General features: G+C 44.2%; 22 protein-coding genes. 13 read left to right on the forward strand and 9 right to left on the reverse strand.

Translation table 11 applies throughout. The features are described from left to right. The first annotated feature begins 10 nt into the window (after positions 1–10). Positions 11–3,691, forward strand: coding sequence for an AAA family ATPase (locus DK846_RS12395; protein ID WP_109969263.1), 3,681 nt, complete (start codon positions 11–13; stop codon positions 3,689–3,691). 12 nt (positions 3,692–3,703) lie between these two features. Here DK846_RS12395 and DK846_RS12400 read toward each other — a convergent pair whose 3' ends face one another. The 4 genes from DK846_RS12400 to DK846_RS12410 form a co-directional block, all read right to left on the reverse strand. Further along, on the reverse strand, positions 3,704–4,978 hold the full coding sequence (locus DK846_RS12400) for a magnesium transporter MgtE N-terminal domain-containing protein (protein WP_109969264.1): 1,275 nt from the start codon (positions 4,976–4,978) through the stop codon (positions 3,704–3,706). Between the two features lie 83 nt (positions 4,979–5,061). Next, positions 5,062–5,394 carry a P-II family nitrogen regulator gene (locus DK846_RS12405; protein ID WP_109969265.1) on the reverse strand — a complete coding sequence of 111 codons (333 nt, stop codon included), beginning with the start codon at positions 5,392–5,394 and terminating at the stop codon, positions 5,062–5,064. Positions 5,395–5,582: 188 nt separating this feature from the next. Continuing rightward, positions 5,583–5,738 carry a hypothetical protein gene (locus DK846_RS17720; RefSeq protein ID WP_181391763.1) on the reverse strand — a complete coding sequence of 52 codons (156 nt, stop codon included), beginning with the start codon at positions 5,736–5,738 and terminating at the stop codon, positions 5,583–5,585. 39 nt (positions 5,739–5,777) lie between these two features. After that, positions 5,778–6,380 (reverse strand): TetR/AcrR family transcriptional regulator, encoded by a 603-nt coding sequence (locus DK846_RS12410; protein ID WP_109969266.1) that lies wholly within the window; start codon positions 6,378–6,380, stop codon positions 5,778–5,780. A 158-nt stretch (positions 6,381–6,538) separates the two neighbouring features. Between DK846_RS12410 and DK846_RS12415 the strand changes: the two genes are divergently transcribed. The 4 genes from DK846_RS12415 to DK846_RS12430 are packed head-to-tail and all read left to right on the forward strand — an operon-like array spanning position 6,539 to position 9,579. Continuing rightward, positions 6,539–8,014, forward strand: coding sequence for an MDR family MFS transporter (locus DK846_RS12415; protein WP_109969267.1), 1,476 nt, complete (start codon positions 6,539–6,541; stop codon positions 8,012–8,014). Continuing rightward, positions 8,011–8,460 carry a hypothetical protein gene (locus tag DK846_RS12420; protein WP_109969268.1) on the forward strand — a complete coding sequence of 150 codons (450 nt, stop codon included), beginning with the start codon at positions 8,011–8,013 and terminating at the stop codon, positions 8,458–8,460. Before DK846_RS12415 ends, DK846_RS12420 begins: the two co-directional genes overlap by 4 nt. After that, positions 8,426–8,959, forward strand: coding sequence for a protein-tyrosine phosphatase family protein (locus DK846_RS12425; RefSeq protein WP_146201216.1), 534 nt, complete (start codon positions 8,426–8,428; stop codon positions 8,957–8,959). The genes DK846_RS12420 and DK846_RS12425 overlap by 35 nt, the downstream gene beginning before the upstream one ends. Next, positions 8,959–9,579, forward strand: a complete 621-nt coding sequence (locus DK846_RS12430; RefSeq protein ID WP_109969270.1) for an NAD(P)H-dependent oxidoreductase — start codon at positions 8,959–8,961, stop codon at positions 9,577–9,579. The genes DK846_RS12425 and DK846_RS12430 overlap by 1 nt, the downstream gene beginning before the upstream one ends. A 51-nt stretch (positions 9,580–9,630) precedes the next feature. Here DK846_RS12430 and DK846_RS12435 read toward each other — a convergent pair whose 3' ends face one another. Next, on the reverse strand, positions 9,631–10,056 hold the full coding sequence (locus tag DK846_RS12435; RefSeq protein WP_109969271.1) for an NUDIX domain-containing protein: 426 nt from the start codon (positions 10,054–10,056) through the stop codon (positions 9,631–9,633). 101 nt (positions 10,057–10,157) lie between these two features. Continuing rightward, positions 10,158–10,727 carry a hypothetical protein gene (locus DK846_RS12440; RefSeq protein WP_109969272.1) on the reverse strand — a complete coding sequence of 190 codons (570 nt, stop codon included), beginning with the start codon at positions 10,725–10,727 and terminating at the stop codon, positions 10,158–10,160. Positions 10,728–11,063: 336 nt separating this feature from the next. On the opposite strand from DK846_RS12440, the gene DK846_RS12445 reads away from it, so the two are divergent. From DK846_RS12445 to DK846_RS12460, 4 genes are all read left to right on the forward strand, one after another. Next, positions 11,064–12,008, forward strand: coding sequence for a hypothetical protein (locus DK846_RS12445; protein WP_146201217.1), 945 nt, complete (start codon positions 11,064–11,066; stop codon positions 12,006–12,008). Between the two features lie 97 nt (positions 12,009–12,105). Beyond that, the gene (locus DK846_RS12450; protein WP_109969274.1) at positions 12,106–13,590 is read left to right on the forward strand and encodes a flippase; all 1,485 of its coding nucleotides are present in this window, start codon (positions 12,106–12,108) and stop codon (positions 13,588–13,590) included. 74 nt (positions 13,591–13,664) lie between these two features. Further along, entirely contained in the window at positions 13,665–14,330 is a 666-nt protein-coding gene (locus DK846_RS12455) for a hypothetical protein (RefSeq protein WP_181391764.1), read from the forward strand. Positions 14,331–14,447: 117 nt separating this feature from the next. Next, entirely contained in the window at positions 14,448–14,954 is a 507-nt protein-coding gene (locus tag DK846_RS12460; RefSeq protein ID WP_109969276.1) for a HEPN domain-containing protein, read from the forward strand. On the opposite strand, the gene DK846_RS12465 is transcribed toward DK846_RS12460, so the two are convergent. Both DK846_RS12465 and ercA read right to left on the reverse strand, forming a co-directional pair. Beyond that, positions 14,951–15,805, reverse strand: a complete 855-nt coding sequence (locus DK846_RS12465; RefSeq protein WP_181391765.1) for a PAS domain-containing protein — start codon at positions 15,803–15,805, stop codon at positions 14,951–14,953. The genes DK846_RS12460 and DK846_RS12465 overlap by 4 nt on opposite strands. Further along, a complete protein-coding gene (gene ercA, locus DK846_RS12470) occupies positions 15,789–16,952 on the reverse strand; it encodes an alcohol dehydrogenase-like regulatory protein ErcA (RefSeq protein WP_109969278.1) in 1,164 nt (387 codons plus the stop codon). Before ercA ends, DK846_RS12465 begins: the two co-directional genes overlap by 17 nt. 173 nt (positions 16,953–17,125) lie before the next feature. Between ercA and DK846_RS17725 the strand changes: the two genes are divergently transcribed. The 4 genes from DK846_RS17725 (at position 17,126) to DK846_RS12505 (ending at position 24,260) form a co-directional block, all read left to right on the forward strand. Next, entirely contained in the window at positions 17,126–20,473 is a 3,348-nt protein-coding gene (locus DK846_RS17725; protein ID WP_181391766.1) for a methyl-accepting chemotaxis protein, read from the forward strand. A gap of 78 nt (positions 20,474–20,551) precedes the next feature. Then, positions 20,552–22,846, forward strand: coding sequence for a S9 family peptidase (locus DK846_RS12495; RefSeq protein WP_109969279.1), 2,295 nt, complete (start codon positions 20,552–20,554; stop codon positions 22,844–22,846). A gap of 12 nt (positions 22,847–22,858) precedes the next feature. Then, the gene (locus tag DK846_RS12500; protein WP_109969280.1) at positions 22,859–23,314 is read left to right on the forward strand and encodes an META domain-containing protein; all 456 of its coding nucleotides are present in this window, start codon (positions 22,859–22,861) and stop codon (positions 23,312–23,314) included. Positions 23,315–23,375: 61 nt separating this feature from the next. Continuing rightward, a complete protein-coding gene (locus DK846_RS12505) occupies positions 23,376–24,260 on the forward strand; it encodes a VOC family protein (protein ID WP_109969281.1) in 885 nt (294 codons plus the stop codon). On the opposite strand, the gene DK846_RS12510 is transcribed toward DK846_RS12505, so the two are convergent. Next, positions 24,250–26,760: a methyl-accepting chemotaxis protein gene (locus DK846_RS12510; protein ID WP_109969282.1), complete on the reverse strand. Its 2,511-nt coding sequence runs from the start codon at positions 26,758–26,760 to the stop codon at positions 24,250–24,252. The genes DK846_RS12505 and DK846_RS12510 overlap by 11 nt on opposite strands. Between the last annotated feature and the right edge of the window lie 122 nt (positions 26,761–26,882).

Here is a 26,882-nt window from a genome sequence, read left to right on the forward strand (position 1 = left end):
GAGGGTTCTTGTGAGAATTCTTACGGTCAGGTTTAAAAATCTCAATTCTCTTGCAGGTGAGTGGGAAATAAACTTACAGGACCCTGTCTTCACCTCTTCTGGGATTTTTGCCATAACCGGCCCGACCGGCTCGGGTAAGACCACGATTTTGGATGCTATCTGCCTTGCTCTGTACGGCCAGACTCCAAGGCTTGCAAATATTTCTGCAACAACCAATGAGATCATGACCCGGCATACTGGTGAATGCCTGGCTGAAGTTACGTTTGAGTCCTCTCATGGAATATTCAGATGTTTCTGGCACCAGAATCGTGCCGGAAAAAAACCCGGAGGAAAACTTCAATCTCCTGATCACGAGATAGCAGATGCGAAAAGCGGCCTGGTTATTTCTACAAAGATAAAAGAGGTTGCCGCAAAGGTCAGAGAGGTGACCGGGATGGACTTTCACCAGTTCACCAGATCGATGCTTCTGGCACAGGGTGGATTTGCTGCATTTCTTGATGCAAAACCTGATGACCGTGCTCCAATTCTTGAGCAGATTACCGGGACCGGCATCTATAGTGATATCTCTATCCTGGTTCACGAGCGGACCAGTAAAGAGCGGGAGAGTCTTCAGCGTCTTAAGGATCAGGCCGGAGCAATAACTCTTCTGAGTCCGGAAGAGACTAAGGCATTAACTGTAGAAAAATCAGAGAAAGAGAATGCTCTATCCGGGATACAGACGAAGATTACATTCCTTCAGGCTCATCTTGATCTGCTTCAGCGAATAGCAGCATTACAGTCTGAAGTAAGGAAAATTGAAGATCAACAGAATGACCTCACAGTTAGAAGACAGGAGGCTGCCCCTGATATCCATCGTCTTGCTATGGGACAGAGAGCCGTAGTTCATGAGTCAGCATGGCGTTCCCTTTCTGATCTTCGATCACGGGAAAATCAGCAATCAAAAAAAATTGAAGATCTTCAGTCACGATGTGCAACTCTGCTTGAGGCCCGGCGAATTGCAGATGAATCTGTGAGGGATGCAGAACAGGCCTGTCAGAAGGCACAGGCTGTATTTGATGAGCAACGTCCGATCTTACAGCAGGTGCGTGAGCTTGATGCCAGAATAGAGAGTGCATCAGAATCCTACAAATCAGCGTCCGGTACTGTTGACGAAAAAAATCGCCGTCGCACTGTAGTTTTAACTGATCTAGAGAGACTTAAAACAGAAAGGCTGGATCTTGAGGCACAAAAAGAGAGAGCCACGTCGTACCTCACTGAACATGGTGGGGATGCACTGTTGATTAGTGCCTGTTCTGGTATTAGTGCAAGGCTTTCAGCCTGGCAGAAAAACTACAAAGATCTTAGTGATTTGACTGTTTCGTTTGAAAAAGCTACAAAATCTCCCTCTCAAGTCAGGGCTAGTTATGAAGAGGCTAAAAAGACCGTCCTTGCTAGTGAGAAAAACCTTGCTGATAAAAATGCAGAACTCTCTGATCTGCGAAAGCAGGCAGTTCTTCTCCTCCAGGGCTCTCCTATCGGTGATATTCGTAAACGTGAGATAGATCTCCGGAATCGAATAGAAATCCTGAAGAGAATGCAAGAGATACTCTTCTCAGAAGATGGACACCGGGCTGATCTGAAGATACTCACTACCGCTGCTGTCGAGTTGGAAACATCAAAGAAGGAGCATGAACGACTCAAAGCTGATCTTGTCCTCCACCAGATCAGACAGGAGGCTCTTGTTGAGTCTGAAGAGAAAGCCTTCCGAAGAGCCCTCATCATCAGGGATCTCACTGTTCACCGTGTCCACCTGAAAAATGGTGAACCCTGCCCTCTTTGTGGTTCACGAGATCATCCATATAATACAGGTGTTATTCCTGATATTGACAAAGATGAGTCCGGGCTTACTTTAGCCAGAAAACAGCTTACAGAGATTGTCAATACAGTTCGTGAACATGATCTTGCTATTGCTTCAATAACCAGTGAAATCTCCTCGAATCAACAGGAACAGATTCGGTTATCGAACCTTATCTCTGACGAGATGAAATCCTGGACCGAAGGTGTCCAGGAACTTGGTCTTGTGGGTGATCCCGAAGACCGGAATCAACTTGTGCAAAATGCCCGGTTAAATACAGAAGAAATACTTGCCAGAGTCCTGGAGCAGATATCCGGATATGATGAATGTGATAAAAAGATTCGAACTCTGGAGCTGGACTATAATTCTGCAAAAGATCATCATTCATCAGTCCTGAAATCTGAACAGGGTGCGCAATTTGCATGTAGCAGTGTTGAAGCGGAAATGGCTCGCCTGCAGTTTGCAAAGGATGAGAGTGAGCGTTCCCTTGCTGCTCTTCATGAAGATCTTAGGGATTCACTAACACCATTTCAGATATCAGACATCACCCCTGATTCTGTCAAAGAGATCACCGCTCTTCTTTCAAAAAGACGCGACGTATATCAGAAAAATGAAGAGCATATCAAGGCTGCAATTCTCCGGATTGCTGATCTTGACGGCAGGATAGCAGAGAAAGGAATTTCCATTTCTGTACTTGATGATGAGATAACCCTTGGGTTAGAAGAACTTCAGAAAAAGAAGGACTCTCTTTCTGTCATCCAGAATGAACGCCGTGCTCTCTTTGGCGACAAACGACCTCAAACTGAAGAAGAACATCTGATACAAGCGGTTCGTGCATGTGGGGAAGTTTTTGAATCTGCCCGTAAGGTGGCAGAGCAAAAACGAGGAGATTGTGATACAATCGCCGGGCAGATACAATCACTCTCTCTCTCTCTTGATGAGGTAAGAAGAGAAGTCAACACCCGGACTGACTCATTCGTTCAGGCGATACATGGTTCCGGCTTCTCTGATGAGGATTCGTTTGAGGCCTCACTTCTTTCTGCCTCTGATCTATCAGCGCTTGAAGTAATGATATCAGGGCTTGAAAAAGAAGAAACCAAGCTTACTGCCCTGAAGAATGATAGGAAAAAGGCTCTTTTTGAGGCAGAGGCTGAAGCAGCCGGATATCAAGATCCAGGAACTCAAGGTCCTGATGAGGCCTTTCAGGAGGCTGTCCATCTCCGTGATTCACTTCAGGAAGAGATTGCCATGATCGTTGTCCGGATTGATGAGGATCAAAGAAAACGCGATCAGATAGCAGGCAGTCTCTCTATGATAGAGGCACAGAAGCGGGAACTTCAAAAATGGGAGCGTCTACACACTCTTATCGGTTCTGCTGACGGGAAAAAGTTCAGAGTCTTTGCACAGGGGCTCACATTTCAGATTCTGATAACTCAGGCAAATCGGCATCTTCAGATGATGACTGACAGATACTTGCTTAAACCAGATCCAGACATGGCTCTCAATCTTGCAGTCATCGATACCTGGCAGGCAGGAGATCACAGGAGTACAAAGAACCTCTCCGGTGGTGAGAGTTTTCTCGTAAGTCTCTCTCTGGCACTTGGCCTATCGGGAATGGTAAGTAAAAATGTCCGGGTTGATTCGCTCTTTCTTGATGAAGGGTTTGGCACCCTTGATGACGAGGCTCTTGATATTGCATTAGGGGTTCTATCAGGACTCCACCAGGAAGGGAAACTGATAGGAATCATCTCGCATGTTCCAGCGATCAAGGAACGCATTTCTGCCAGAATAACTGTTGAAAAACGAAGTCATGGGAGGAGTGTGATAGTCGCTCCCGGATGCAGGAAAATATCTTGATCTCTTGGTTTTTTATTCAACCGGATGATGTCTGAGTTTCATGATATCGCGATATGGGACCACTCCGATGATCTTTCCGTCCGGGTCTATTACCGGTAGAGCACGGAAATCATACCTTGTAAATTCCTCTGCTGCGTCTTTTAGTGTGTTTTCGGTGGTAAGAGTGATCATCTCATATACCATGATGTCAATGAGAGTAGCATCGTCCTCTGCCTGAAGGAGTTCCTTGATATCGACAATTCCCCGTAGGATGTCTGAATCGTCCACGATATAGAGATACATGATAACATCTTTATCCCGTGCCAGGTGTGCGTATTCATCCCTGACTTTTCCTACTTCTGCGTCAGGTGGAAGCATGATGAATTTTGTTGTGGTATAATCGAGGATGTTCTCTTCAGATTTTTCAAGGATGGATCTAACCTTCTTAGCCTTGTCGGGAGTCATTGTGTTCAGGATATCCCTGGCATCGGTAAATGGAATCCCTTCAAGTATGTCAGCAGCCTGACCCGGTGTCATCTCATCTATTACAGCAACGGCCTTCTCACGGCTGAGTACTGAAACGATCTCACGCTGAATGGGTGGAGCAATTTCTTCGAGAGCATCAGATGCCGTGCTGGTGTCAAGTTCAGAAAAGACCACTGCACGCTGTTCCTGATCCATGTCCTCAATGATCTCGGCAATATCAACCGGATGCATCCGGGAAAGCTTATCTTTCAGTGACTTGATATTGAACCGCCGCTTTTCTTCTCCTGTTGAAGGTGGAAGGAGCTGGATATCGGTCCAGGGAACCAGTGTTCGCTCTTCATTCCTACCTCCCTGTATAAACTCAGCCAGCCATCTGAGCCTGTACCTGCGAAGATATCCCATCTTGCTGAAATCAACCTCAAAAACAAGGAGTTTGTTGAACATGTTGATGATAAGGTTGATGTCATTTACAAGCCTGATCTCGTGATCTTCGAGATCTATTACCTTCTTATTCAGAATGAACAGTTGCAGTGGGATCTTATCTGTATCAGGTTCCTGTTCATATTCATTTAATGAGTCAGGGGCAATCTCGATCGTTGAATTATGGATTGAGATGACCTTCTCCCAAGGAACAAAGAAAGGTCGTTTTCCTGCTCGTTGAACGATAAAGTGGGTTACTTCCGGACATCGCAGTGTTTCGATTATGAGTAGATCCTGGAGTCTTCCTATTCTTTTTCCATTGGTTGTAACCTTTTTGGAAAGTAGTTCTGTATAATATATTGAAACATTAATTGGTCGTGCGAATAGATCTCCCTCGATCATAAGCGGTCCGGTCCCTGTATATCTGGTTGGTGACCTGATGTCATAAGGGATAGCACTAGAATTTTTGAAAAGGGTAGAGGAGTTCAGAGGATCATATCCCCATTTTCTCTGGTTTGAATCCTGATGGCTTCTTCAACCGGGATGATGAATATTTTCCCGTCTCCAATATTTCCAGTAAATGCACTCTCACAGAGTATGTTTACAATCTCTTCCACGATATGATCGTCGACTACCATCTCAATCTTAACTTTTGGCATGAAATCATAGAGTGACTCAACATTATACTGGTTGATCTCTTTTGACGTTCCGCGGTACCATATGTCGTAGTTGATCATTGAACCATGACCCATGGCTTTCATGGCATTTCTGACATCAGTAATTTTCTCAGCTCTGACGAAGGCTTCCACCTTTTTCATGGAAGCGAGATCTCTTCGGATTGACAATATAGGTTTTGACAGTAATCTCTATAGGGGAATTGGGGATATGAGAGGTGTACGTCGAGAAATTTTTATAAATAAAAATTTTCTGAAAAATACTTTGAAATACGTTTTCTTTTTATGATGCCCGGCATCATATCAAAAAAAGTCACTTGTTCACCAGTGTTTCATCTCCCGATCTGGGCCACACACTGGCTAGTCAGAATGGTAATATGGTTACTAATCCCAATCAGGGGGAGGTGTGCTTGCGAAGAAGAGTTCAGGATAGTCGGAAACGATGCCACGGACAAACGAGTCGGCGGGCATACGCCTTTCTCTGTCATCCGATTATATTGTGGTTGTGGTTTGAGAATATTGAATACTCACTGATCTCTATTGATGTCTGATATACCCAGAATAATGTTACCGGTTTCATAGAAACGTTGTCTTATCTCTTCCGGTTCAATACCCTTCAGAGCCAGACTACTCAGTCCGCTCATGAGCGAAACCAAAGCAAGAGCCATTGTGCGTGGATCAGCATTTGTTCGTGCTTCACCTCTTTTCTGAAGACACATAATCCCTAATGCGGCTTTTTCGATGATCTTGTTCATATGCTCCTGATGAATCGTCCTGATTGTTGGATTTCGTGCTGAAAGAGCCAGGATATCATGGGTGAAACCAATCCTGTTTAAATCCTTGCCCATGAGGAGATCCAAAACATGAATATATGCATCAAGGACTGGTTCTGTTTTAAAAAATTCAATAGCCTGGTTCTCGATATCAGCATGGACGCTCCTGATGATTTCAATGACCAGGTCTTCCTTGTTTGAAAAGTACAGGTATAATGTTGTCTTGCTTACACCTACATGACCGGCGATATCATCCAGGGTAGTTGCGCAATACCCTTTTTGTGACATCATCTCGAACCCGGCTGAAATGATCTTCTTTTTTGCTTCTTCTCTATACTCGGGGATAACCTTTGGCATATTTCAGATATCAGATTGTATTTTGTATTGCTTAATAGTTCGTCTTAAAACTTACTCATTGGTAATTATTAATAATAATAAGACCTTATTCATACTCATGAGTTCAAAACCACGATCTGATAAGATTCACTTGAATATTTCACTTCGGGGGCTAGGCGATGCCTGAAGCATTTCCTGAAAACACAATACCTACGCGGATTCCAGCTCTGATGGCAGGAGTGATGCTTGGGCTTTTATTAGCTGCTCTCGATGGGACTATTGTAAGCACTGTGATGCCAACAATCGGACATCAACTCAATGGAATGGATCTCTACGTCTGGCCATTTACCGTGTACCTTCTAGCGTCAACACTGGCGATTGTAATTTTTGGAAAATTATCTGACATTTTTGGCAGAAAACCGGTATTCATTACTGGTATCCTGATATTTATAGCCGGGTCGATTGGTTCCGGCCTTTCATCTGACATGATTACTCTTATTCTTTTCAGGACTATCCAGGGAATTGGAGGTGGAATACTCATGACTGTATCATTCATCATGGTGGCAGAACTTTTCCCAATTTGGCAGAGAGGAAAGTACATGGGTATTTTAGCGTCTGTATATGGAATTGCCAGCATCATCGGCCCTGCACTTGGAGGCATTATCACTGAAACAGTTGGGTGGCAATGGGTATTCTTTCTGAATATACCACTTGGTACAGCATCCCTTATCATGATAAAGGGGTGGTTTCCGGATCTCCCGCCGGTAGCTCATTCTCGTCCAATTGATTATGCAGGGATTGTTACATTTACATCAGCAATAATTCCGCTCTTCCTTGCTCTTTCCCTTGCAGGTTCATTCTATAGTTGGACTTCCTATGAGATCATGGGAATGTTCATTGCTGCTCTGACTATTTCCGTTATCTTTATCCGTACGCAACTTAAGGCATCAGAGCCCATCATAGCAATCCGGATGTTTAAAAATCGTGTTTATTCTATTAGCATGGCTGCGGCATTTTTCTCGAATGCCATATTTTATGTTGCGATTATCTACCTGCCTCTTTTTATGCAGGATGTTCAAAAAACCAGTGCAAGTACCGCCGGACTTGTAATCACTCCAATGGTACTTTCGATGATTCTTGCAGCGGTTGTCACCGGTCAGATGATCTCACGGACCCGGCGATACCGGAGTCTGGCCTTGTCTGGTTTTATTCTCATTGGAATAGCAACTGTGATCTTTGCCCTGCTGAAACCTGATACGTCCTTTGAGGTGATTGTCCTGGGTTCCATTCTTCTTGGGTATGGGTCTGGAATTATGCACCCACTTTTATCAATTGCTGCACAAAATGCCTTTACTCAAAAAGAGATTGGGGTAATTACATCCTCACTACAATTCTCCCGGAATATGGGGGCTACAATAATAACTCCACTTCTGGGGATTATCATGTATGGTGCTATTCAAAGTTCGAATGGTTCGATTGACATAACCACTGTTTCACCTGAAGTTTTAGCACATGCAATTGCTCTTGTGTTTGGCGTTTGTCTAATTCTTGTAGCAATTGCTTTTATTGCAACATGGCTTCTCGAAGATGTAAGGCTGACTCCACAGATCACCATCAAATCCGATGGGAACTCTATGAAAGAGGCGACTTCATGACGGGAAAATTTTCCCTTTCATTGATAAAGCCTCTTTTTCTGGCTCTCCTCATTTTAAACGGGTTGATATTTGTTGCAAGCTTACCAGCACTTTTCGATCCTGACCTCGCACTTCGTATTCACAGTGATCTGTATCCTGAAAGTGGAATGCTGATGATCTTTTTGAAATCGGGAATCTGTTTCTTTTCAGGTATAACATACCTGATTGCAGCGTACGGATACTATCGCAGGTCGTTACATGTTTTTGCCGGAGTGCAGGGTTCAGTTCCGCTCTTCCTGTTATATCTTGTTGAACTTGCAGCCTGGGGGACTTTTTATCTGCCTGTTTGGATAGGTTTCACGACATTCGGATTGGCAAGCCTTATCATCATGACTGGCTCATGGTTCTCACTGAGAACGACTATTTCAGAGCGTGATAGACATATTTCGCAGAGTTCCCCTTCCTGAAGATATACCTGGCAGACTATATCTGACTGCCATGCCGGGGAGATATGAGTCGATAACTGAATTTGATGCACGGATCTTGAGACTTTCGATTCGTCATGTGGTCTGCCTGACTCCAATAAAGGAGGTAATTGACAAATCACCTGATTATTACTCGTCTATATCAACTGGAAAACATCCGTGGTTGTTTCATCATTTTCCAATTTCCGATTATGGAGTTCCGGATGATCGGGATACATTTCTCTTTCTTTCCGAACTTATGGCGAAGAGTATCTTTGCCGGAGATGCAGTACTCGTTCATTGTGGGGCTGGTATTGGAAGAACCGGAACCTTTGCCATAGTTCTTGTTATGGCCCTTGGGATGAGTCGCCAGGACGGGGCTGCTGCTGTGCGAATGGCAGATGCTGAGCCGGAAGGGATGGGCCAGAGGGTCCTCATTGACTGGTGTGCAGATGAACTTCGGAAGAAGAGCGAAATAGAAGAGACCTGTAAATCTGAGTAATGCGAATTCTTCTCATCCTTGCCCATCCGGATATCTCAAGTTTTAATTATTCCATAGCCCAGGCGATAAGACAGGCATTAACAAAGAAGGGACATGATGTCATCTTTCATGATCTGTACTCTGAAGCCTTTGATCCGATCCTTCCTGCATATGAGATTCCCCGTGATGTTCCTCTTGATCCGGTGATAGCCAGACATTGTTCTGAACTTGCTCAAGCAGAAGGAATTGTTGTTGTTCATCCGAACTGGTGGGGCCAGCCTCCTGCTATCCTCACCGGATGGATTGATAGAATTATCAGGCCTGGTGTTGCTTACCGCTTTATCAAAAACGATAATGGCGAAGGTGTGCCTGAAGGCCTGCTGAAAGCTCGAGCAGCCCTTGTAATCAATACCTCAAATACCAGAGAAGAAAGGGAGAATCTGGTCTTTGGTGATCCACTTGAACGTATCTGGCGTGATTGCGTCTTTGGCCTGTGTGGTGTTACAGAATTTCATCGCCGGATTCTCCGCATTGTTGTGACTAGTACAGTAGAACAACGCCAGTCATGGATTCAGGAGATGAGCAATCTGGCAGTTGATATATTTTCAAACTTACAGGATCATGGAGGGCAAGACCTCTGAAGAATAAAGAGTAAGGGTCCTGGTTTTTAAGGCCCGGATACATTAATCTTCTTATTTCTCGGGTGCAGCAGGGATTGCCTGGAGATACATTTTATAATACTCATCAAACCAGTCAGCCTTATCCAGTCCTCCAAGTTCAAGAGGGGATGCCCAACGGTATTCTTCATGTTCACTGCTTATGGCCAGCCCTCCGCTTATCATTGATCCAATCATTACCAGGTGAACAACCCTCCATTCATCAGTCTCCTGCATAGCAGTTCCTGCAGCAGTATGAATTACGACCTGAAACCCGGTTTCTTCAAGAACTTCACGCTGCAAAGCTGCATCAAAGGATTCTGATTCGTTAATTTTTCCTCCCGGAAGTTCCCACTTCCCTGGATTGGTCTTTGATGATTGTGAGCGTTTCAGTACGAGGATGTGCCCTTGTTGATCAAAAAGAACGATCCTGACTGAAAGGGCGAATGTTTTTGGTGCCATACTACAAGGTCACCTCCGGTCAGGGATAATCATTGTGTTCGCGTAGGTGATGTGCAAAATGGTAAAAAAAAGGATTCAGTCTATGTATAAGACTAATACAGTTACCAAAGTCCTGAACGAGCACCCTTATTGGTTGAGCCATGGGTGTAGGGGTCATAGGATCCCGTATCTGCTATTACAGTTGTCGGTTTAGGCATAGTATAGATCGTTGCTCCCGGATATCTTGACTTTATCCGGTCCCAGGTGGTTTTTGATGCTTCATAGTACTCGTTAGCATCATCATACAAGGAACTGTCAGAGGTAACAGGTGAATAGAAACTATCTCCAAGACTTGAGGCATCTTCATACTCATCTCCTGCCTTCCATGTATAGTAAATAAATGCATTGATGTCGGTTGCATTGCTATAAAGGGCAGGGCTGATATTCATTTTTGACATCTTTCCCTGGGCATTCCTGAGATCTGTCAGAGCTGTTCCGGTTGGCAGTGTCTTGTTTGAGAGACCATATATGGTTGTATTAGCCTGTTCGAGAAATTCCTTATCCTGGTAGGGTCCGGAGGCTGGCGATGGTTTGAGAGAAAATCCAACCATCGGGAGGGCTGATGCCTGCAGTGAAAGTAAGCAGACTGCACAGAGACCGATGATGAGAACCAATGCGGTACGGTTGATCATATTATCCGGTCAGGTTAACCGGGAATGGAGATAAGGTTTCTTGACATAAATTTGACTTCCACGTTCTATCATTTTGCACGGTCAAAACCTTCATATGCCCTGATAAATATCAAACATGTTTAGAAAAATTTAATAAAAGTCCAACTTTGAAATTGGCGTGATAGATTATAATATTGGAATTCTTTATCCTCTTCTCGGATAGAAATCCTATGTTAAATTTGTGAATTCATTTTTGTAAGAGAAAGAAAGGAAATATTACGAATGATATTTAAATCTTGACAGGATGATATGCCATTTCATGTCGAGAGTATGGGCATATCATGTAGGAAGATATACATGAAGTTTGGATCTGTGGTTCTTTTAGCGATACTTGTCCCTGTAGCACTAATCGGGTTTGCTAAAGCTGACCGGTTGCCAAACCAGACACCTGAAAACCAGGTTTTCACTCTTGACACAGTCATTGACGTCACTGGTGCTGTCGATGCCGGAACCAAGATGGACTGGTTTATCACCACTCCTGGAGTTATTGAGACTGGTACTCTTGCCCATCATGATTCTGATTCATATTTTTATCCTCTGGGAAAGGTAATTGCTGATACCCAATATCGTGATTCTATCCTTTCAAATGGTGGAAAATTAGCTGAAAATAAGAATTTTGGTTTTTCATCAAAGGATCAGTTAAATGGTCTGAACAACATTGATTCGTCAAAAGTTCTGACCTATGGCAGTACAGAAGGTTCACACCTGGTTGGAGAAGAGGAGTACACCCTTGATGTTGCAGGGGAGGCAAAGAGGGCTGATGACAATATCCGGTGTGTCTTTTCAATGATAAATGGCAGGTGGCTTCCACCATTCTGTAACATTGTCTCTGCAAAGAGCTCCCTTATCAATGTAAATAGTGCACAGGTTTCAAGCAAGGGCACTGTTCGGGCTGTAGCGACAACCGATGATATTCCTGCAGAAGTGAATTACCAGATCGCAGTTACTCCTGATGCGAACTCAGGTAGTGGCTTTGCAGAAGGTACTGTAAAGACGACTTATGCAGGTAGCGTGATGGAAGGTCGCGATATTGGGTTATATTCTACCGGAAATTATGCAAAATACCCGTTGACAGATCCTGAAGGTACTCCTCGAACCTTTGATATCTATTCTGGGTGGTACACTGATGGATCTGCGTACAAAACCTCTGTAATTAATACCTGGAAAGACTCTACTACAGTAACCGGTGGCATCAAAAACCTCCAGAAGGCCTTTGCCTACAAGTCCGGTTTCAGAATCTGAAACTAAATGAGGATGGAGAACATCTCTCTTTCAGTTCTTTTTGTCTGTTTGATAACCCGTTCTCTTATCCCCACAAAACTCAATCAGTACGTACAATATGTTCTCGTTCCTGTCAGATTTTACCGCAAGGTTAATGCGGGTTGGCGATGTTCAGCGCCAGAGTTTTCTCCACTTTGGGACGAGCGTAACAGTTATGGTCCTCGGATTTCTCTCAACGATGGCCATCACCCATCTTACCGGGTCGCCCTCTGTTCCCGGAGGTCTCTTTCTCTTCCTCTCGTATCTTGGAATATTTAGCCTAATTAGCAGCGGTGGGCTTGGTGGAGCGGCGATTGCTTATATGAATCCTGTAAAACAGCGTGAAGAGTACTTTTCTGCATACCTTGCCCTCCGTATTCTCCTGCTTGCAGTCTCACTTTTCGTGCTGGTTCTTTTTGCACCACTCTTGTATGATCTTTCAGCAACCGGACTCTTTCCCTGGCTACTTGGGGCGGTAGTTGTCACATCGCTCTCTGATATTGCAGGAACATGGGTGTATGGGACAGGCAGGGCTGGTTTTTTGCAGATCAGCACCCTGGTAAACAACCTTATCAGGATTATCGTCCAGACCCTGGCAGTGGTGGCAGGGTACGGGGTTGCCGGTCTTGCCGGAGGGGTTGTGGCCGGTCTTATTGCCGGTTTTGTCTACCTTGTTCCACTCTGCAGGTTCAGACCAGTTTTATTCAATGCAAAGTCTGCAGAGAATTTAATCCGGTTCTCGTTCTGGTCTCTCCTGGCGTCTGGTGGAATGGTTCTGTACGGAAACATTGATACTATCCTGCTCGGGTATTTTTCTTCTACAAGTGAAGTAGGGCTGTATCGCATTCCTCTCCAGCTGGCTTCTTTCTCACTATTTTCTGCCCTGGCACTTCAGACAATACTCTATCCCAAGTTTGTTGCCTGGAATAATGAAGGCAGAAGAGATCTAATCTCTGCATCTCTTGCAAGTGCCCTTTCGTATTCACTTCTTCTGGCTCTCCCAGTATGCATTGGTGGTTCTTTTCTGGGAGGCCGGCTTCTTTACTTCCTCTATGGATCACCTTATGAAGCAGCCTGGCCTGCATTGATCCTCCTCCTGGTTACCCAGGTTTCATATGTTTTTGTCTACCTCTGGTCCATGACCCTGGGAGCTCTTGGAATACCCCGGGCTGGGGCAATGGCTGCTCTGATAGCATCTATGGTAAACATACCTCTGAACCTAATTCTCATTCCTGTGTTTGGCATAACCGGTGCTGCCGCTGCAATTCTTATCACCGTTATTGTTCATGCCTGCTGTGCATATATATTCTTAAAACCTCATATCCGGTTGATTCCTGATTTCAGAGCACTTCGATCAATTTCACTCGCAACCGGAATCATGGCAGTATGTGTGATTTGTTTTGTCACGTTGATCCCTCCTGCAACTGTGGAAGTGGTTGCTGCCACAGTAGTAATCGGCGGTGGAATCTATCTCCTGACACTGATTAGACTTGAACATGGTATTGATTCGGCACTTCGCAGGATGATACAGGAGATGGGAATCGTCCTCCCCGAATGGCTGTAGTTTTTTTATCTCCTGCCTGCTGTTTTTCCTATGAAGCGGCATTCATATCTTCCATTGAAATAAGACAATAGAACATGACTCCGAAGGTGCTGTATAGTGTCGTCATCCTTATATGGATGATTTTCGTGGCAGGATGTACGTCACAGCCTTCATCAATCTCGCCATCTTCTGATTCATCTGAGGTACTAGTATCAACCATAATCCCAATGCAACCTCAAGTGAACATAACAGCAACTCCAGTCCCAATGTCTTCACCTGGCACGCTTCCGGATAATAAGACACCTTCTCCCGTGATATCAATATCCCCTGTTCGAACGATTGTGCCGGACCGAACCCAGGATCCCCTTGTTGGGTTTCGGGATTCTATCATTCTCTCTTTGGACAACCTCCAGTCAGGTAAAGAGGGTCTCATCCTGACCTATCGGTCCGGCGATATTAACAGGGTACAGCAGAAAGCAAATGAGTATGCTCTCATGGTCCGGCGGAACAGTGAACTTTCAGATGTTCCCACGAAGATGGACTTTGTCAGGCTGAATTATTATGACTATATTGATCAAACTGAACAGGTTGCCAAAAACTTCAAGGAAGGAGCAGCCCGGTATTTATCATCAGACAAAGCATCAGCAACCTCATTCTTTGAAGCTGGTATCATGTCTGCAGATCGTGCCGATATTTCTGATAAAAGGATCAGGACTTTTCTAAGAGAACATGTCAGGCAGGTCCAGATAAATCAGACCTGAATACGAAACCCTGCCACATATTTTTTCTCACCTTTTTAGTATTTTATTCATTTTACTAGTATTACGGGGTTTTATTCTTGCGAAGATCCCCTGGGGAACAGATCGAATTACTTATTGATGGATAAGATAAATTGGATCTATCAGCTGCATCCCTCCCTCTGCAGTTCCATATCCGGATATGATACCATGAGAGAACGGTTTGAAAATTGTCTTTTAAACGGCAGGATTGTCCCGATGATGCCAGACTGGGATTACATCCTTCTTGAGTTGTCTGAAGCAGACAGGGATCTTGCTGCCTCTCAAAGGGCAGATGCACATCATGACTGTAAATGGGCAATTATCACTGCTTATTCCTCTATGTATCATTCCTATCGTTCACTCATCATGGTGAAAGGATACCAGGAGAAAAGCGAATCCTGCCTTCGCGACGCTCTTGATGCTCTCTATGTAGAGGAAGGAGCCTTGGATCCTGCCCTTCTTGCCGGGTTTCGAGAAGCCAAGCATTTGTATAACCAGGCACTTTATGATGGTGTTTACAGTGAACCGTCATCAAAATGGATCCTGGAATCTGCAAAAGCTATACGTGAAGCAGTCAGAGGGTTGATCCCTGTGGACCCGTTTTAAGATTCATAGAGATCATGATGTCGTCTCAAAAAGTTTCTCACCTTTTCTGATTCAATCCATCCTTTATCCAGTTCATCAATTATTTTGTCTATTGCCAGAACCTGTTCGTATATCTGTTCTCTCCTCTGGGGCTCAATCTCTTCAGTCAGGATATCAATAATCGTCAGGGGATTGCGGATCTTATCATTGAGTGTGGCAAGAGTTCCCATATTCATATCGATCTGATCGATCGCCTCCCGCATTTTTTGTTCATTTTTCTTGCGGTCAGAGATGTCCCGGGCAATAGAGAGGAGTAACTTTCTTCCCCTGAATGTAAAGAGATGTGAACTTACCTCCATGGGTATTTCCTCGCCTGTTCTTGTTACATGGATCACATCGTACATCGCATGACCATTTTTGTAAACTTCAATTGCCTGTTCTCTGTATTTATTCCAGCAGCTTTCAGCAAGAATATCCCAGGGTGTCAGACAGAGCATTTCATCGTAGGTGTATCCAAGGAGTTTGTATGCTCTTCTGTTTACGTTGAGGAAAGGAACCGGAAACATATCTGGGTTAAAATCATACACATAAATGGCATCGTTTGCATTTTCAAAGACTGCACGAAACCTCTCTTCACTCTCTCTGAGAGCTTCTTCGACAGATCTTCGCTCCTGGACTTCTGCGAGCAGTTCTGCGTTTAGAGATTCAAGGTCCCGTGTTCGATCCTGAAGAGCCTGGTTTACGTTCTCAAGTTCGATTAGTCTTTCCTGCAACTCCGGAAAGTAGTTCTTCCTGACTGATGACTCGCCGAGCCCGATGATCTTCTGTCGTTGGTGTTTCCAATCTGGAACTTTTTCAAAGTGCTCTGGCATAAATCTGTTCAATATCCCTGATATCCGGTTCTCTTGGGTTTGTTGCCAGACAAGGATCCCGGATGGCATTTCTGGCTAGGTCGGGGATACAATCCATAGAGATTCCAATCTGTCTGAACCGCTGAACAATCCCAACAGACTCCCTCAGTTTTGTTAGAGCCTGGATCAATTCTCCTTTACATTGCTCAGCATCTGAACATTGGTAATCAACTCCGAGAGCTCTTCCAATACTCAGGTACCGGTCCGGACAGGTTGAAAAGTTGAACTCTATTGCACTTTCTAACAAGAGAGCGTTACATTCTCCATGGGTGAGATCGTATTCTCCTCCAAGACTATGGGCCATGGCATGAATAATACCAAGACTTGCGTTGGAAAATGCCAGGCCAGCAAGTAGACTGCCGAGAAGGGTCTGATATCGGTAATGCAGGTTTTCAGGATTCTGGTATGCAAGTGGGAGGTATTTACTCAAAATTCTGATAGATTCAAGGGCATGGATATCGGTCACTGGTGAACTGGCATTTGAGACATACGCTTCAATACTATGGACGATAGCATCCATCCCGGTATGGGCAGTAAGTCCCTTTGGGAGGGTTGTGAGTGGAATCGGATCGATTAACGATATGTCTGGGACAATTTTCTTGCTTATTATTGTTATTTTTACTTTTCTTCTGCTGTCATTGATGACCGCAAACTGTGAAACATCTGCTGCTGATCCTGCAGTTGTCGGAATACAAATGAGGGGTGGAGATGATACTGAAATATTGTCTACCCCCTCAAAATCGAGAATGTGGGAATGGTTGGTGACTACTATACCTATCCCTTTTGCACAATCGATCGGACTTCCTCCCCCAATAGCAACGAGAGCATCACACCTGGATTCACGATAGAGGTCAGCCCCTTTCATCACCTCAAAGTCCCTGGGGTTGGGATTCACATCTGAAAATATTGTATACTGGATCCCTTCGGCAGTAAGACTTTCAAGAATCGAGGAGATCCATCCGGTTTTGAGCATCTGTTCATCGGTGACTACCATCACGTGGGATACGCTGTAATTTTTTGCGTATCTCCCCGCGAGTAATCTGGCATCTTCACCGATAATAAACTCAGGGGCTACAAACTTTCTCAGTTCATGCCTGATGTCGGTCATCCGGTATCCCCCTGTTATTTACCCACACATTAGAAGATATGGTTGACTCACGACCTTATAAGTGCAACTCTTTAATCTGACATTTATACGGTATCCTTGGTTTTTTTTCAATGAAATTATTAAATCATCGTACATCAAAACAAACTCTTTCGGAACATTCTCAGGTGGAAAGGATGGATTATCAAAGTGACTCAAAAACAGCACTAATAGAAGATGGGCTATTAGTATCTGAATTCTCTCAGTTTCATGATCTGGTAAAAGCAGGAAAAGTAACCTCTGCTTCAGCAATTCCTCATTTTTCTGCTCTTGATCCTGATCAGGATGCTGCTCTCCATGCTCTTTTTACTGAACTTGTTGAACAAACAAACACACTAGAGCATCAGGTCGCAGAATATCGTTCGATTCTGGATGCGGTTCCATATCCTATCCATGTCACAGACAATGACATGAAATGGACGTACATGAATAAGTCGTTTGAGAAACTTCTTATCGAGAACAAGGTTATTAAAAACCGCGAATCCGCGTATGGTATGCCCTGCCGTACTGCGAATGCAAATATCTGTGGTTCTGAAGAATGTGGTATACACCAGCTCCAGACATCTGGTAAGAACGAAACCTACTTTGACTGGCTGGGGGCATCCTGCAAGCAAACAACTGCTCCTGTCCTTGATGCAGATGGAAACAAGGTTGGGTATGTTGAAGTTGTCCACGATCTGACAGAGCAGATGAATCAGATTGCATACTACCAGTCAATTCTGGATGCAGTTCCGTATCCGATTCATGTCACTGACATTGACATGAAGTGGACGTATCTGAATAAGTCGTTTGAAAAACTTCTTATTGAGAATAAGGTCATTAAAAACCGTGAATCCGCGTATGGTATGCCTTGCCGTACTGCAAATGCAAATATCTGCGGTTCTGAAGAATGTGGTATACACCAGCTCCAAACATCTGGTAAGAACGAAACGTATTTTGACTGGCTTGGAGCATCCTGTAAGCAGACTTCAGCCCCGGTTCTTGATGCCAAGGGGAAGACTGTCGGGTATGTCGAGGTGGTTCACGATCTCACAGAACAGATGAACCAGATTGCCTACTATCAGTCAATTCTGGATGCAGTTCCTTATCCGATTCATGTCACTGACACAGATATGAAGTGGACGTATCTCAACAAGGCATTTGAAAAACTTCTTATTGAGAATAAGGTCATCAAAAATCGTGAATCCGCATATGGTATGCCTTGCCGTACTGCAAATGCAAATATCTGCGGTTCTGAAGAATGTGGCATTCACCAGCTCCAGACAACCGGTAAAAACGAGACGTATTTTGACTGGCTGGGGGCATCCTGCAAGCAGACTACAGCGCCGGTGCTTGATGCCAAAGGTCAGACTGTCGGGTATGTTGAGGTGGTCCATGATCTGACAGAGCAGATAAATCAGATAGCATATTATCAGTCTATCCTTGATGCAGTCCCATATCCGATTCATGTCACTGATAATGATATGAAATGGACGTATCTGAATAAGTCGTTTGAAAAACTTCTTATCGAGAACAAAGTCATCAAAAACCGTGAATCTGCATATGGCATGCCTTGTCGCACTGCAAATGCCAACATCTGTGGCACAAATGAATGTGGCATCAATCAGCTTTTGACGACAGGTAAGAATGAGACCTACTTTGACTGGCTTGGAGCGTCCTGTAAGCAGACAACGGCTCCGGTGCTTGATGCCAAAGGAAACCGCGTCGGGTTTGTTGAGACTGTTCAGGATCTCACTGAACAGATGAACCAGATAGCATATTATCAGTCGATTCTTGATGCTGTCCCGTATCCTGTTCATGTCACTGATAATGACATGAAATGGAAGTATATGAACAGAGCATTTGAGAAGCTTCTCGTTGATAACAAGGAAATTAAAGACCGCGAATCTGCATATGGCCTGCCCTGTCGTACTGCGAATGCAAACATCTGTGGTACAAATGATTGTGGTATCCATAAACTTCGCACAACCGGCAACGATGAGACATATTTTGACTGGCATGGTGCCTCCTGTAAGCAGACAACTGCCCCTGTTCTCGATGCAAAAGGTGAAACTGTCGGCTATGTCGAGACTGTTCAGGATCTCAGTGAACAGGTCAGCTTAATCGCGTTCCTCAAAACTGAAGTCTCCCGGGTTACCAAAAATCTGCAACATCTCTCTGCCGGAGAACTTAATCTGAATATGGAGATAACGAAAGCAGATGCCTATACAGTCGAAGCTCACGAATCTTTTGTTACTATCGATGAAAATCTGTTGAATCTAAAAAATACTCTTGAAATGCTTGTATCTGACATCCAGGCCCTTTCAGATGCTGCAGTTGCAGGGAAACTGGAGGTTCGTGCAGATACAGGTAAACATCTTGGGAACTTCAGGAAGATTGTTGAAGGTGTCAACTCTACTCTTGACAGTGTTATTGTTCCGGTGAAAGAGGCACTGCGGGTTTCAAAAGAGTACTCTGAATATAATTTCAAAGCCCGGATGGATCCAAAACTCAATGTCGAAGGTGAATGGATCGAATTCAGGGATTCACTCAATAATATCGGATCCCAGATTGCCGGTGCAGTTGGGATGATTAATAATCAACTCCTTGACCTGGCTTCAAATGCAGAAGAGGCAACGGCAAGTATTGAAGAGGTATCAGAGGGTGCCCAGCAGATTGCCAGGAATGCAGGGAGTGTCAGTTCAAACTCGGCTTCAGGTGAGGATGGGATTGTTCAGGTTCTCAAGGCAATGGAAGATCTCAACATTACAGTAGGGGAGGTCTCACGCCGGGCAGAACAGGTTTCAACCACGGCAACGCTTGCAAACGATTTCTCTAAAAAAGGAGTTGAACTTGCTGAGCAGTCAGAAGGCGCAATGCAGGAGATAAAGCGTTCTTCAGAAGAGGTCGGTCAGATTGTTACGGAAATTAACAGACAGATGGAAGAGATCGGAAAGATTGTACGGTTGATATCAGATATTGCAAACCAGACCAATCTCCTTGCCTTGAATGCGGCAATCGAGGCTGCACGGGCTGGAGAAGCAGGTCGCGGGTTCGCTGTTGTAGCAGCGGAAGTCAAGTCACTAGCCCAGGATTCACGCCAGTCTGCAGAAAATATTGCTGATATGATCTCAACACTCCAGGATAAGGCCCGCAAAGCTAACGATGCTATGGGCAAGGCAGGGAGTGCTGTTGAGCAGGGAAGTGCTTCACTAGCTCAGACACTTGGTTCATTTAATCAGATCGTCGTATCTATAGACGAGATTACCAGAAATGCAACAGATGTAGCCTCAGCTTCAGAGGAACAGGCCGCTTCAGTTGAAGAAGTTACAGCAAGTATTCATGAGGTATCAGGGCTTATCCAGAGTACGACTAAAGATGCAGGGGACGCTGCCGCTGCAACAGAGGAGGCTTCAGCATCGATTGAACAGATCAGTAAAATTGTCAGCAATGTAAGTGGCATTGCAGATTCTGTATCGCATGAAATGTCAAAGTTCAAGGTTTGATCACTCTCCCGAATAGGGACAGACGATTCGGATGTCCTAAATCACTACATTTTTCTCCTGATAATTCCTTTTTACTCTATGTTCTGTCGTTTAACCTGGTTTCATCTCCTGATCTTCATCACTACGGCTTTACTCCTCTTGACACCTGTACAGGCACGTGATACAAATCACCCGACTTCTGAAGATATCAGCATGGCAGAATTTTTTTATCCCGATAACGCTGTTTCACATATTTATCATGCTAATCTCAACCCGACCTGGGTTCGAAACGATTCTTTCTGGTATATGGATCCCGGAAAGCAGACCACCATGTTTTTTCTTGTAAATGTCTCACAGAATTTCAGAACCCGACTACTGGATACTGACCGGCTGGTTGCATCCCTGTCTAATGTGAGTGGAAAAGAGATTGATCCCGCTCATCTTCCGATAACAAATATTGTTGTTCCACCAGATCTTAATTCCATCAGGTTTGATGCATTTGGAAAGACATGGTCATGCGATCTCTCGGTATATCACCTCTCTGACATGACGCTCCCTGCTGCTGTTCGTACTGGGCTTCCCTCACCTGATCAGCATTACATCGCTTATGTAAATGGCAGCAATCTCAATGTCTATGATACTACTGCGGGTGTCTCATCACAGCTTACAACAGATGGTACATCTGACTATTTTTATGGAAAGCGATCTGATACCGTGAGATATCCGGTCACTGAGGCGAGGTTGAACTCTTCTCCAACTCCGTATCTTGTCTGGTCGCCTGATTCAACAAAAATCCGCACCTTTAAAATCGACCAGCAAAATGTCAGCCAGTATTATCTTGTGCAGAATGCTCCTGAGAATGGTTCAATTAAACCAATTCTGTATTCATACCGGTTTGCAACTCCCGGAGATGCAGTTGTTCCTGAATATGAACCAATTACCATTGACGTCAGAACGCAGCAGATTATTTCGATGAACTGGTCTAGTCAGCCTGAAACTACCATGATGGATACAGACCAGGACGAATTATCCAAATGGAGCAGCAGTGGTGATATCTATACTCTGTATCTTGAACGTGGTGAGAAAACTCTCAAGCTGCTCAAAGAAGATTCCATAACCGGTGATGTTCACGATATTCTGAATGAAACCGGAGAAACATACCGGGAAGCTAATCTCCAGTATGCATCCACACCTAACTTTGCTGTTCTAAAAAATTCAGATATCATCTGGTTTTCTGAGCGTGACGGATGGGGGCATCTCTACCTGTATGATTCAAACGGTACTCTGAAAAATCAGATTACATCAGGACCCTGGGTAGTTCGTGATCTGCTTGCAGTTGATGAGAACTCTTCTACTGTTTACTTTACTGCCAGTGGAAAGGAGCAGGGAAACCCATATTACAAATACCTCTACCGGATTGGTCTTGATGGATCAGGCCTGACACTTCTCACTCCGGGAAATGCAGATCATGAGGTAACACTTTCACCTGATTTTACCAGTTTTATTGAATCATATTCCCGGACAGATCTTCCAACTGTTACTGATCTTAAATCGATAGACGGGACACTTCTGATGCATCTGGGAGCTGCCGATGATTCAGATATTACAGGCAGGGGATGGGTTTCGCCAGAGCGGGTAACATTCAAAGCACGTGATGGATCAACCGATCTGTATGGTCTCGTGTTCAAACCAACGAACTTTGATGAAACAAAAAAATATCCGGTCGTAGATATTGTATATCCCGGCCCATATACAATTGTGACTGCAACCCAGTATCCTTCAGATTCAGGCTGGAACTCAAAAATATTCTGGACTTGCCAGATGCTTTCAGAACTTGGGTATGTTGTTGTCACCATGGACGGACTTGGAACTGCGTACCGGTCAAAGGCATTTCATGATGTAAGTTATGCAAACCTGAGTGACTGTGGAATTGCTGACCACATTTCCGGGCTAAAGGAACTTGCATCCCGGTATTCCTGGATGGATATAAGCAGAGTAGGAATGTATGGAAAATCTGCAGGAGGATTTATGACTGCCCAGGCAATGCTTACGTATCCGGATTTCTTCAAGGTGGGTGTTGCTGCCTCTGGCGATCAGGATTGCCGTCTCTATGGCTCGTTCTGGGGAGAGAAATACGAAGGATATCCTGTCAGTGACCGGTACCTTGAGCAGGTCACTGCCAAAAAAGCTGCAAATCTATCAGGGAAACTTCTCCTCCTGACAGGGGATATGGATGATAATGTTCATCCTGCAATGACCATGCAACTTGCCGATGCTCTGCAAAAGGCCAACAAAACCTTTGACATGTTCGTGTTTACTAATAAGAATCATGATCTGAATTATGATCCATACTACTTACGAAAAATGATGAAATATTTTGTGGATAATCTGTAAAATCGGAGAAAAATGAATAATTATTTAAAGTGCCCTCATATCCTGGTATGTTCAGTTCTGGGATTTATCCTTTTATTTGTCATTACACCGGTTGCCGGAGAGATAGAGTACATTTCATCACCTGATGGAAAATGGATTGTAGAACAGTACAGGAATGGGAGTGGAGAGTTGATCTCACCTCTTTCTGATGCTCAAATTACTGCATCATTCCTGCAGGAGAATCTCATCGGCACAATGGGATGCAACGAATACGCAACTCAGTACACTGCAGCTGGTGGTGCAATGCTCATTCCCAGTTCCACTGTTACACAAAATTCCTGTTCTCCTTCCATAAAGGCCCAGGAAACTGAATATCTTGATAATCTCAAACATGTAGCATTATACCAGGTCAATGAATCCCGGCTCCAACTGTTTGATGATGATGAGGAACTTCTGGTTTCCTATTTTGCACAAAAATCAGGAAATTAAGGAACTTTAAGACCTACATTTTTTCGTGAGATATATGTAATTTTACGACCCTCATCTATTGATGATTCGCAAAGATAATTCTCGTCAGTTTTTATTTCTATTCTGTTTCACGATTCTCCTGATATTACCCTCTGCATCAGCTCAAGGTATTAACCTCACACCGGCTGGACAACTGGACTGGAGGATTGATCATGCTGTTGTTGTGGTTGATGATCTCAACAAATCTATAGATGAATTCAGAAATGCAGGTTATAGTGTTACATCAGGCGGTGAGTTTCCCGGAGCAGACACTCACAATGCACTGATCCCATTCGCTGATGGCAGTTATATTGAGTTATTTGCCCCGATGGATTTGTCCTTAAGTTATCAGATGAAACAGCTCATCGCCAGTGGCGAATTTGATAAAGCAATGAATGACCTGAATCCATTGGATAAGAGGTTTATGCTCCATCTGGCAGAAGGTCCTGGTCTCAGGGATTTTGCTCTCTCTGCTCCCGGAATCAATCTCACTGATGAGTCAACCAGTGCTACATTGAGTGGCTTGAATTTTTCCAGCCCTGTTGCCATGTCCCGGACAGGAGCGAGAGGAAATGTCTCCTATCACGTTATAGTTTCAGAATTTGAAAATCAGATGGCTTTTCCATTCCTCATCACTGACGACACTCCCCGGTCGTACCGGGTGCAAGAAGTCAATGCCAGTTATCATCCAAATGGAGCTACAGGAATCGGATCAATCTCCGTAGCAGCAGCCGATCCCTCATCAGTCCTGCCGTTTTATGACTCGCTTCTTTCAGGTGTTTCAAAAAATCAGACACAAAATGAGACCGTGTATGCACTCAATGGTTCATCTCTTTCAATACTTCAGAATTCAGACAAGTCATTAAAGGATGGTCCGGCCAGCATTATGATTAAGGATAGTGATGGAAAGATGATTATTATACCTTGAATCTTCCCATCTCCAGATTAATCCGGTCTGTTGCCTGTGCTACAATTGAGACTGACCTCGCAATCTGATCAAGTGCAGCAGAGGTCTCTTCTGTTGCAGCAGCCGAAGAAACTGCTTCTTCAGCGGTTTTTTTAACCTGATCTTCCACCTCATTTATATTGGCTGTAATCTCCTGGACTACAGCGGCCTGTTCTTCAGCAGCTGCTGCAACTGTAGACACGTGTTCTGATATCTGACCCACATGGGTTATGATCTGAGAAAATACATCAAGCGTTTCATTGACAGCCTTGTTTCCTGATACTACTTCGGTTGAGGATCTAAGCATTGCATTTGAGGCATCAGATGACTGACGCTGCAATGTTGTAATCATCGCTGTTATTTTCTCTGCTGATTGTTGTGATTCTATAGCAAGAGATTTTACCTCGTCAGCCACGACTGAAAAGCCTCTTCCTGCATCACCAGCTCGTGCTGCTTCTATTGCTGCATTCAGGGCAAGAAGATTTGTCTGGTCTGCAATGTCACTAATAAGTCGCACGATCTGACCAATCTGTTCCATCTGCCCTGACATCTCACTCATCGTTCTGTTACTTTCTTCAATTGATGAGGTTATGTTTCTCATCTTCTCTTCTGCCTGGTGTGCCAGCGTTGATCCCTGTGTTGATAAATCATCGGTTGTTCGGGTGATTGAAGCGACCGTGTCTGTCATTTCGGCAACGTTTGTGATGTTTACAGACAGATCATCCATTGCATGAAGAACCTGGCTTACACCTTCCAGGCTTGAATCCGCTAGTGCACTAACTTCACCTGAACTGGATGCCAATCTTGCAGAACTCGCAGATACTTCTTCGAGTGAAGCGTTTGTCTCTTCAATACTTCCTACCACCGACTCTATCTGTTCTTTTACTCCGCTGACTGCGCCCGAACTCTGCTCTCCGATCTGGTTCATTGCATCGCGAAGAGTTATGAATGACCCTGATACCGGAATTGCAGGATCAAACCGGGCAGTATAATCACCCGAGGCGTAGATTTTCGCAAGTGCCATTGTTCCATTTACAGGCTTGATGACAGCATCAAGAGTTTCATTAATTCCAGAGACGATCTTCTGGTATTCTCCCTGGAATTGCATGTGATCTCCTCTCACCTGCAAATTTCCTTCTGTGGCCTGATGTGCAAGATTGGTTACAATATCAACCATTTTTTTAATGGTATCACGCATCTGGATCATCGATTTTCCGAGAAGATCATGATCAGAAGAAACCGGGATATCTACAGACAGATCACCAGCTGCAATTCCATCAGCAGCGAGAGCTTTTCCCTGTAAACTTGAAAGCATACGTCTGAATGCATCTGCAAGTCTTCCAATCTCATCACTGCGTTCGATGATGATTTCATCTCCCAGTTCTCCCTCTGCAATAATATTGGCATGTGAAGTGATCTGCTCAATAGGCCGTGCAATCCCCTTTGCTGCAAAAAATAAAAGGAGAAGGCCGATAACAGTAAAAAAACCACCTATGAGCAGTAAAATCAGCGTATTCATTCTTGCTTCTGCAGTTGCGATATCAACCGGCACCGTAAGAATAACTGACCATGGTTTTTCTGAATTTCCTATCTGCACCGGTGTATATGCAGTAATAGCACCCTGTTTTTCTGAAACATCATTTCTCCCTTTTTGTATATCCGAAAGGATCGATTGAGCCTGTCCTGAAAAGGGGAGTGAAGCGTTACCCAGGGCTTTTCCCACTGTATCTGGATACCCAGTAGCGCCGGTTACAATCCCATCGTTTGAGATGAAATAAATTTTTGCTGTATTTTCGTAGGCATGCACACTATCTGCAAGCCCCTGAATATTTTCAAGCGGCACATCAACCCCGGTAATTCCCACAAATTTTCCATCCACGAGAATAGGCACTACTACAGATGACAGCAGGATCTTCCTACCCTGAATCTCCCATGGGTAGGGCTCGGTGACATATTCTTTTAGAGATTTTTTAGGAATCTGGTAGAACTCACTCCCTTCTTCTCCTTCATGAAAACTATACACTTTGTCAAGTTTTGGCTTTCCTGCAGTATCCCTTGAGTAATATGCCATGAACTGCCCGGTTTCATCAGTTCCTTCTTTTCCCTTATAGTTTGAATCCTGCCCATCCCAGACATTAGGTTCAAGGACAATGTAAATCCCGTTATACTGGACATACTGATTCATCAGCCCATAGATCATGGCCTGGATATCTTCACGTGAAGGTTTTTTCCCGGTTTCAAAAGATCCTTTTATTGATCCTGCAAGAGTTCTATCTACCTCAAATGCACGGTTAATTTCATCTTTGAGAATGATTGCCTGATCAGATGAGAGAGATTTTACCTGAGTAAATGAGCCCTGTACAGAAATCGTATACTGGGACATACTTGCATACCCGATAATCGCACAGGATACGATGACAAGGGCTATTGCCCCAAAGAAAAGAATCTCATGTCTGATTGATTTGAAGTGTAGTTGTCTCATTTTTTTATCCTTTTTCTGATGGTTTTCAGAGTGTGTGGTTCAGGACTATCCACACAGGATGAAAACCAAAGATTAAACACCGAATATCAAGTCAATACTCTGTCCAATGCGAACATATCCCT

The sequence above is a fragment of the Methanospirillum lacunae genome, from assembly GCF_003173355.1.
Lineage (GTDB): Archaea > Halobacteriota > Methanomicrobia > Methanomicrobiales > Methanospirillaceae > Methanospirillum > Methanospirillum lacunae.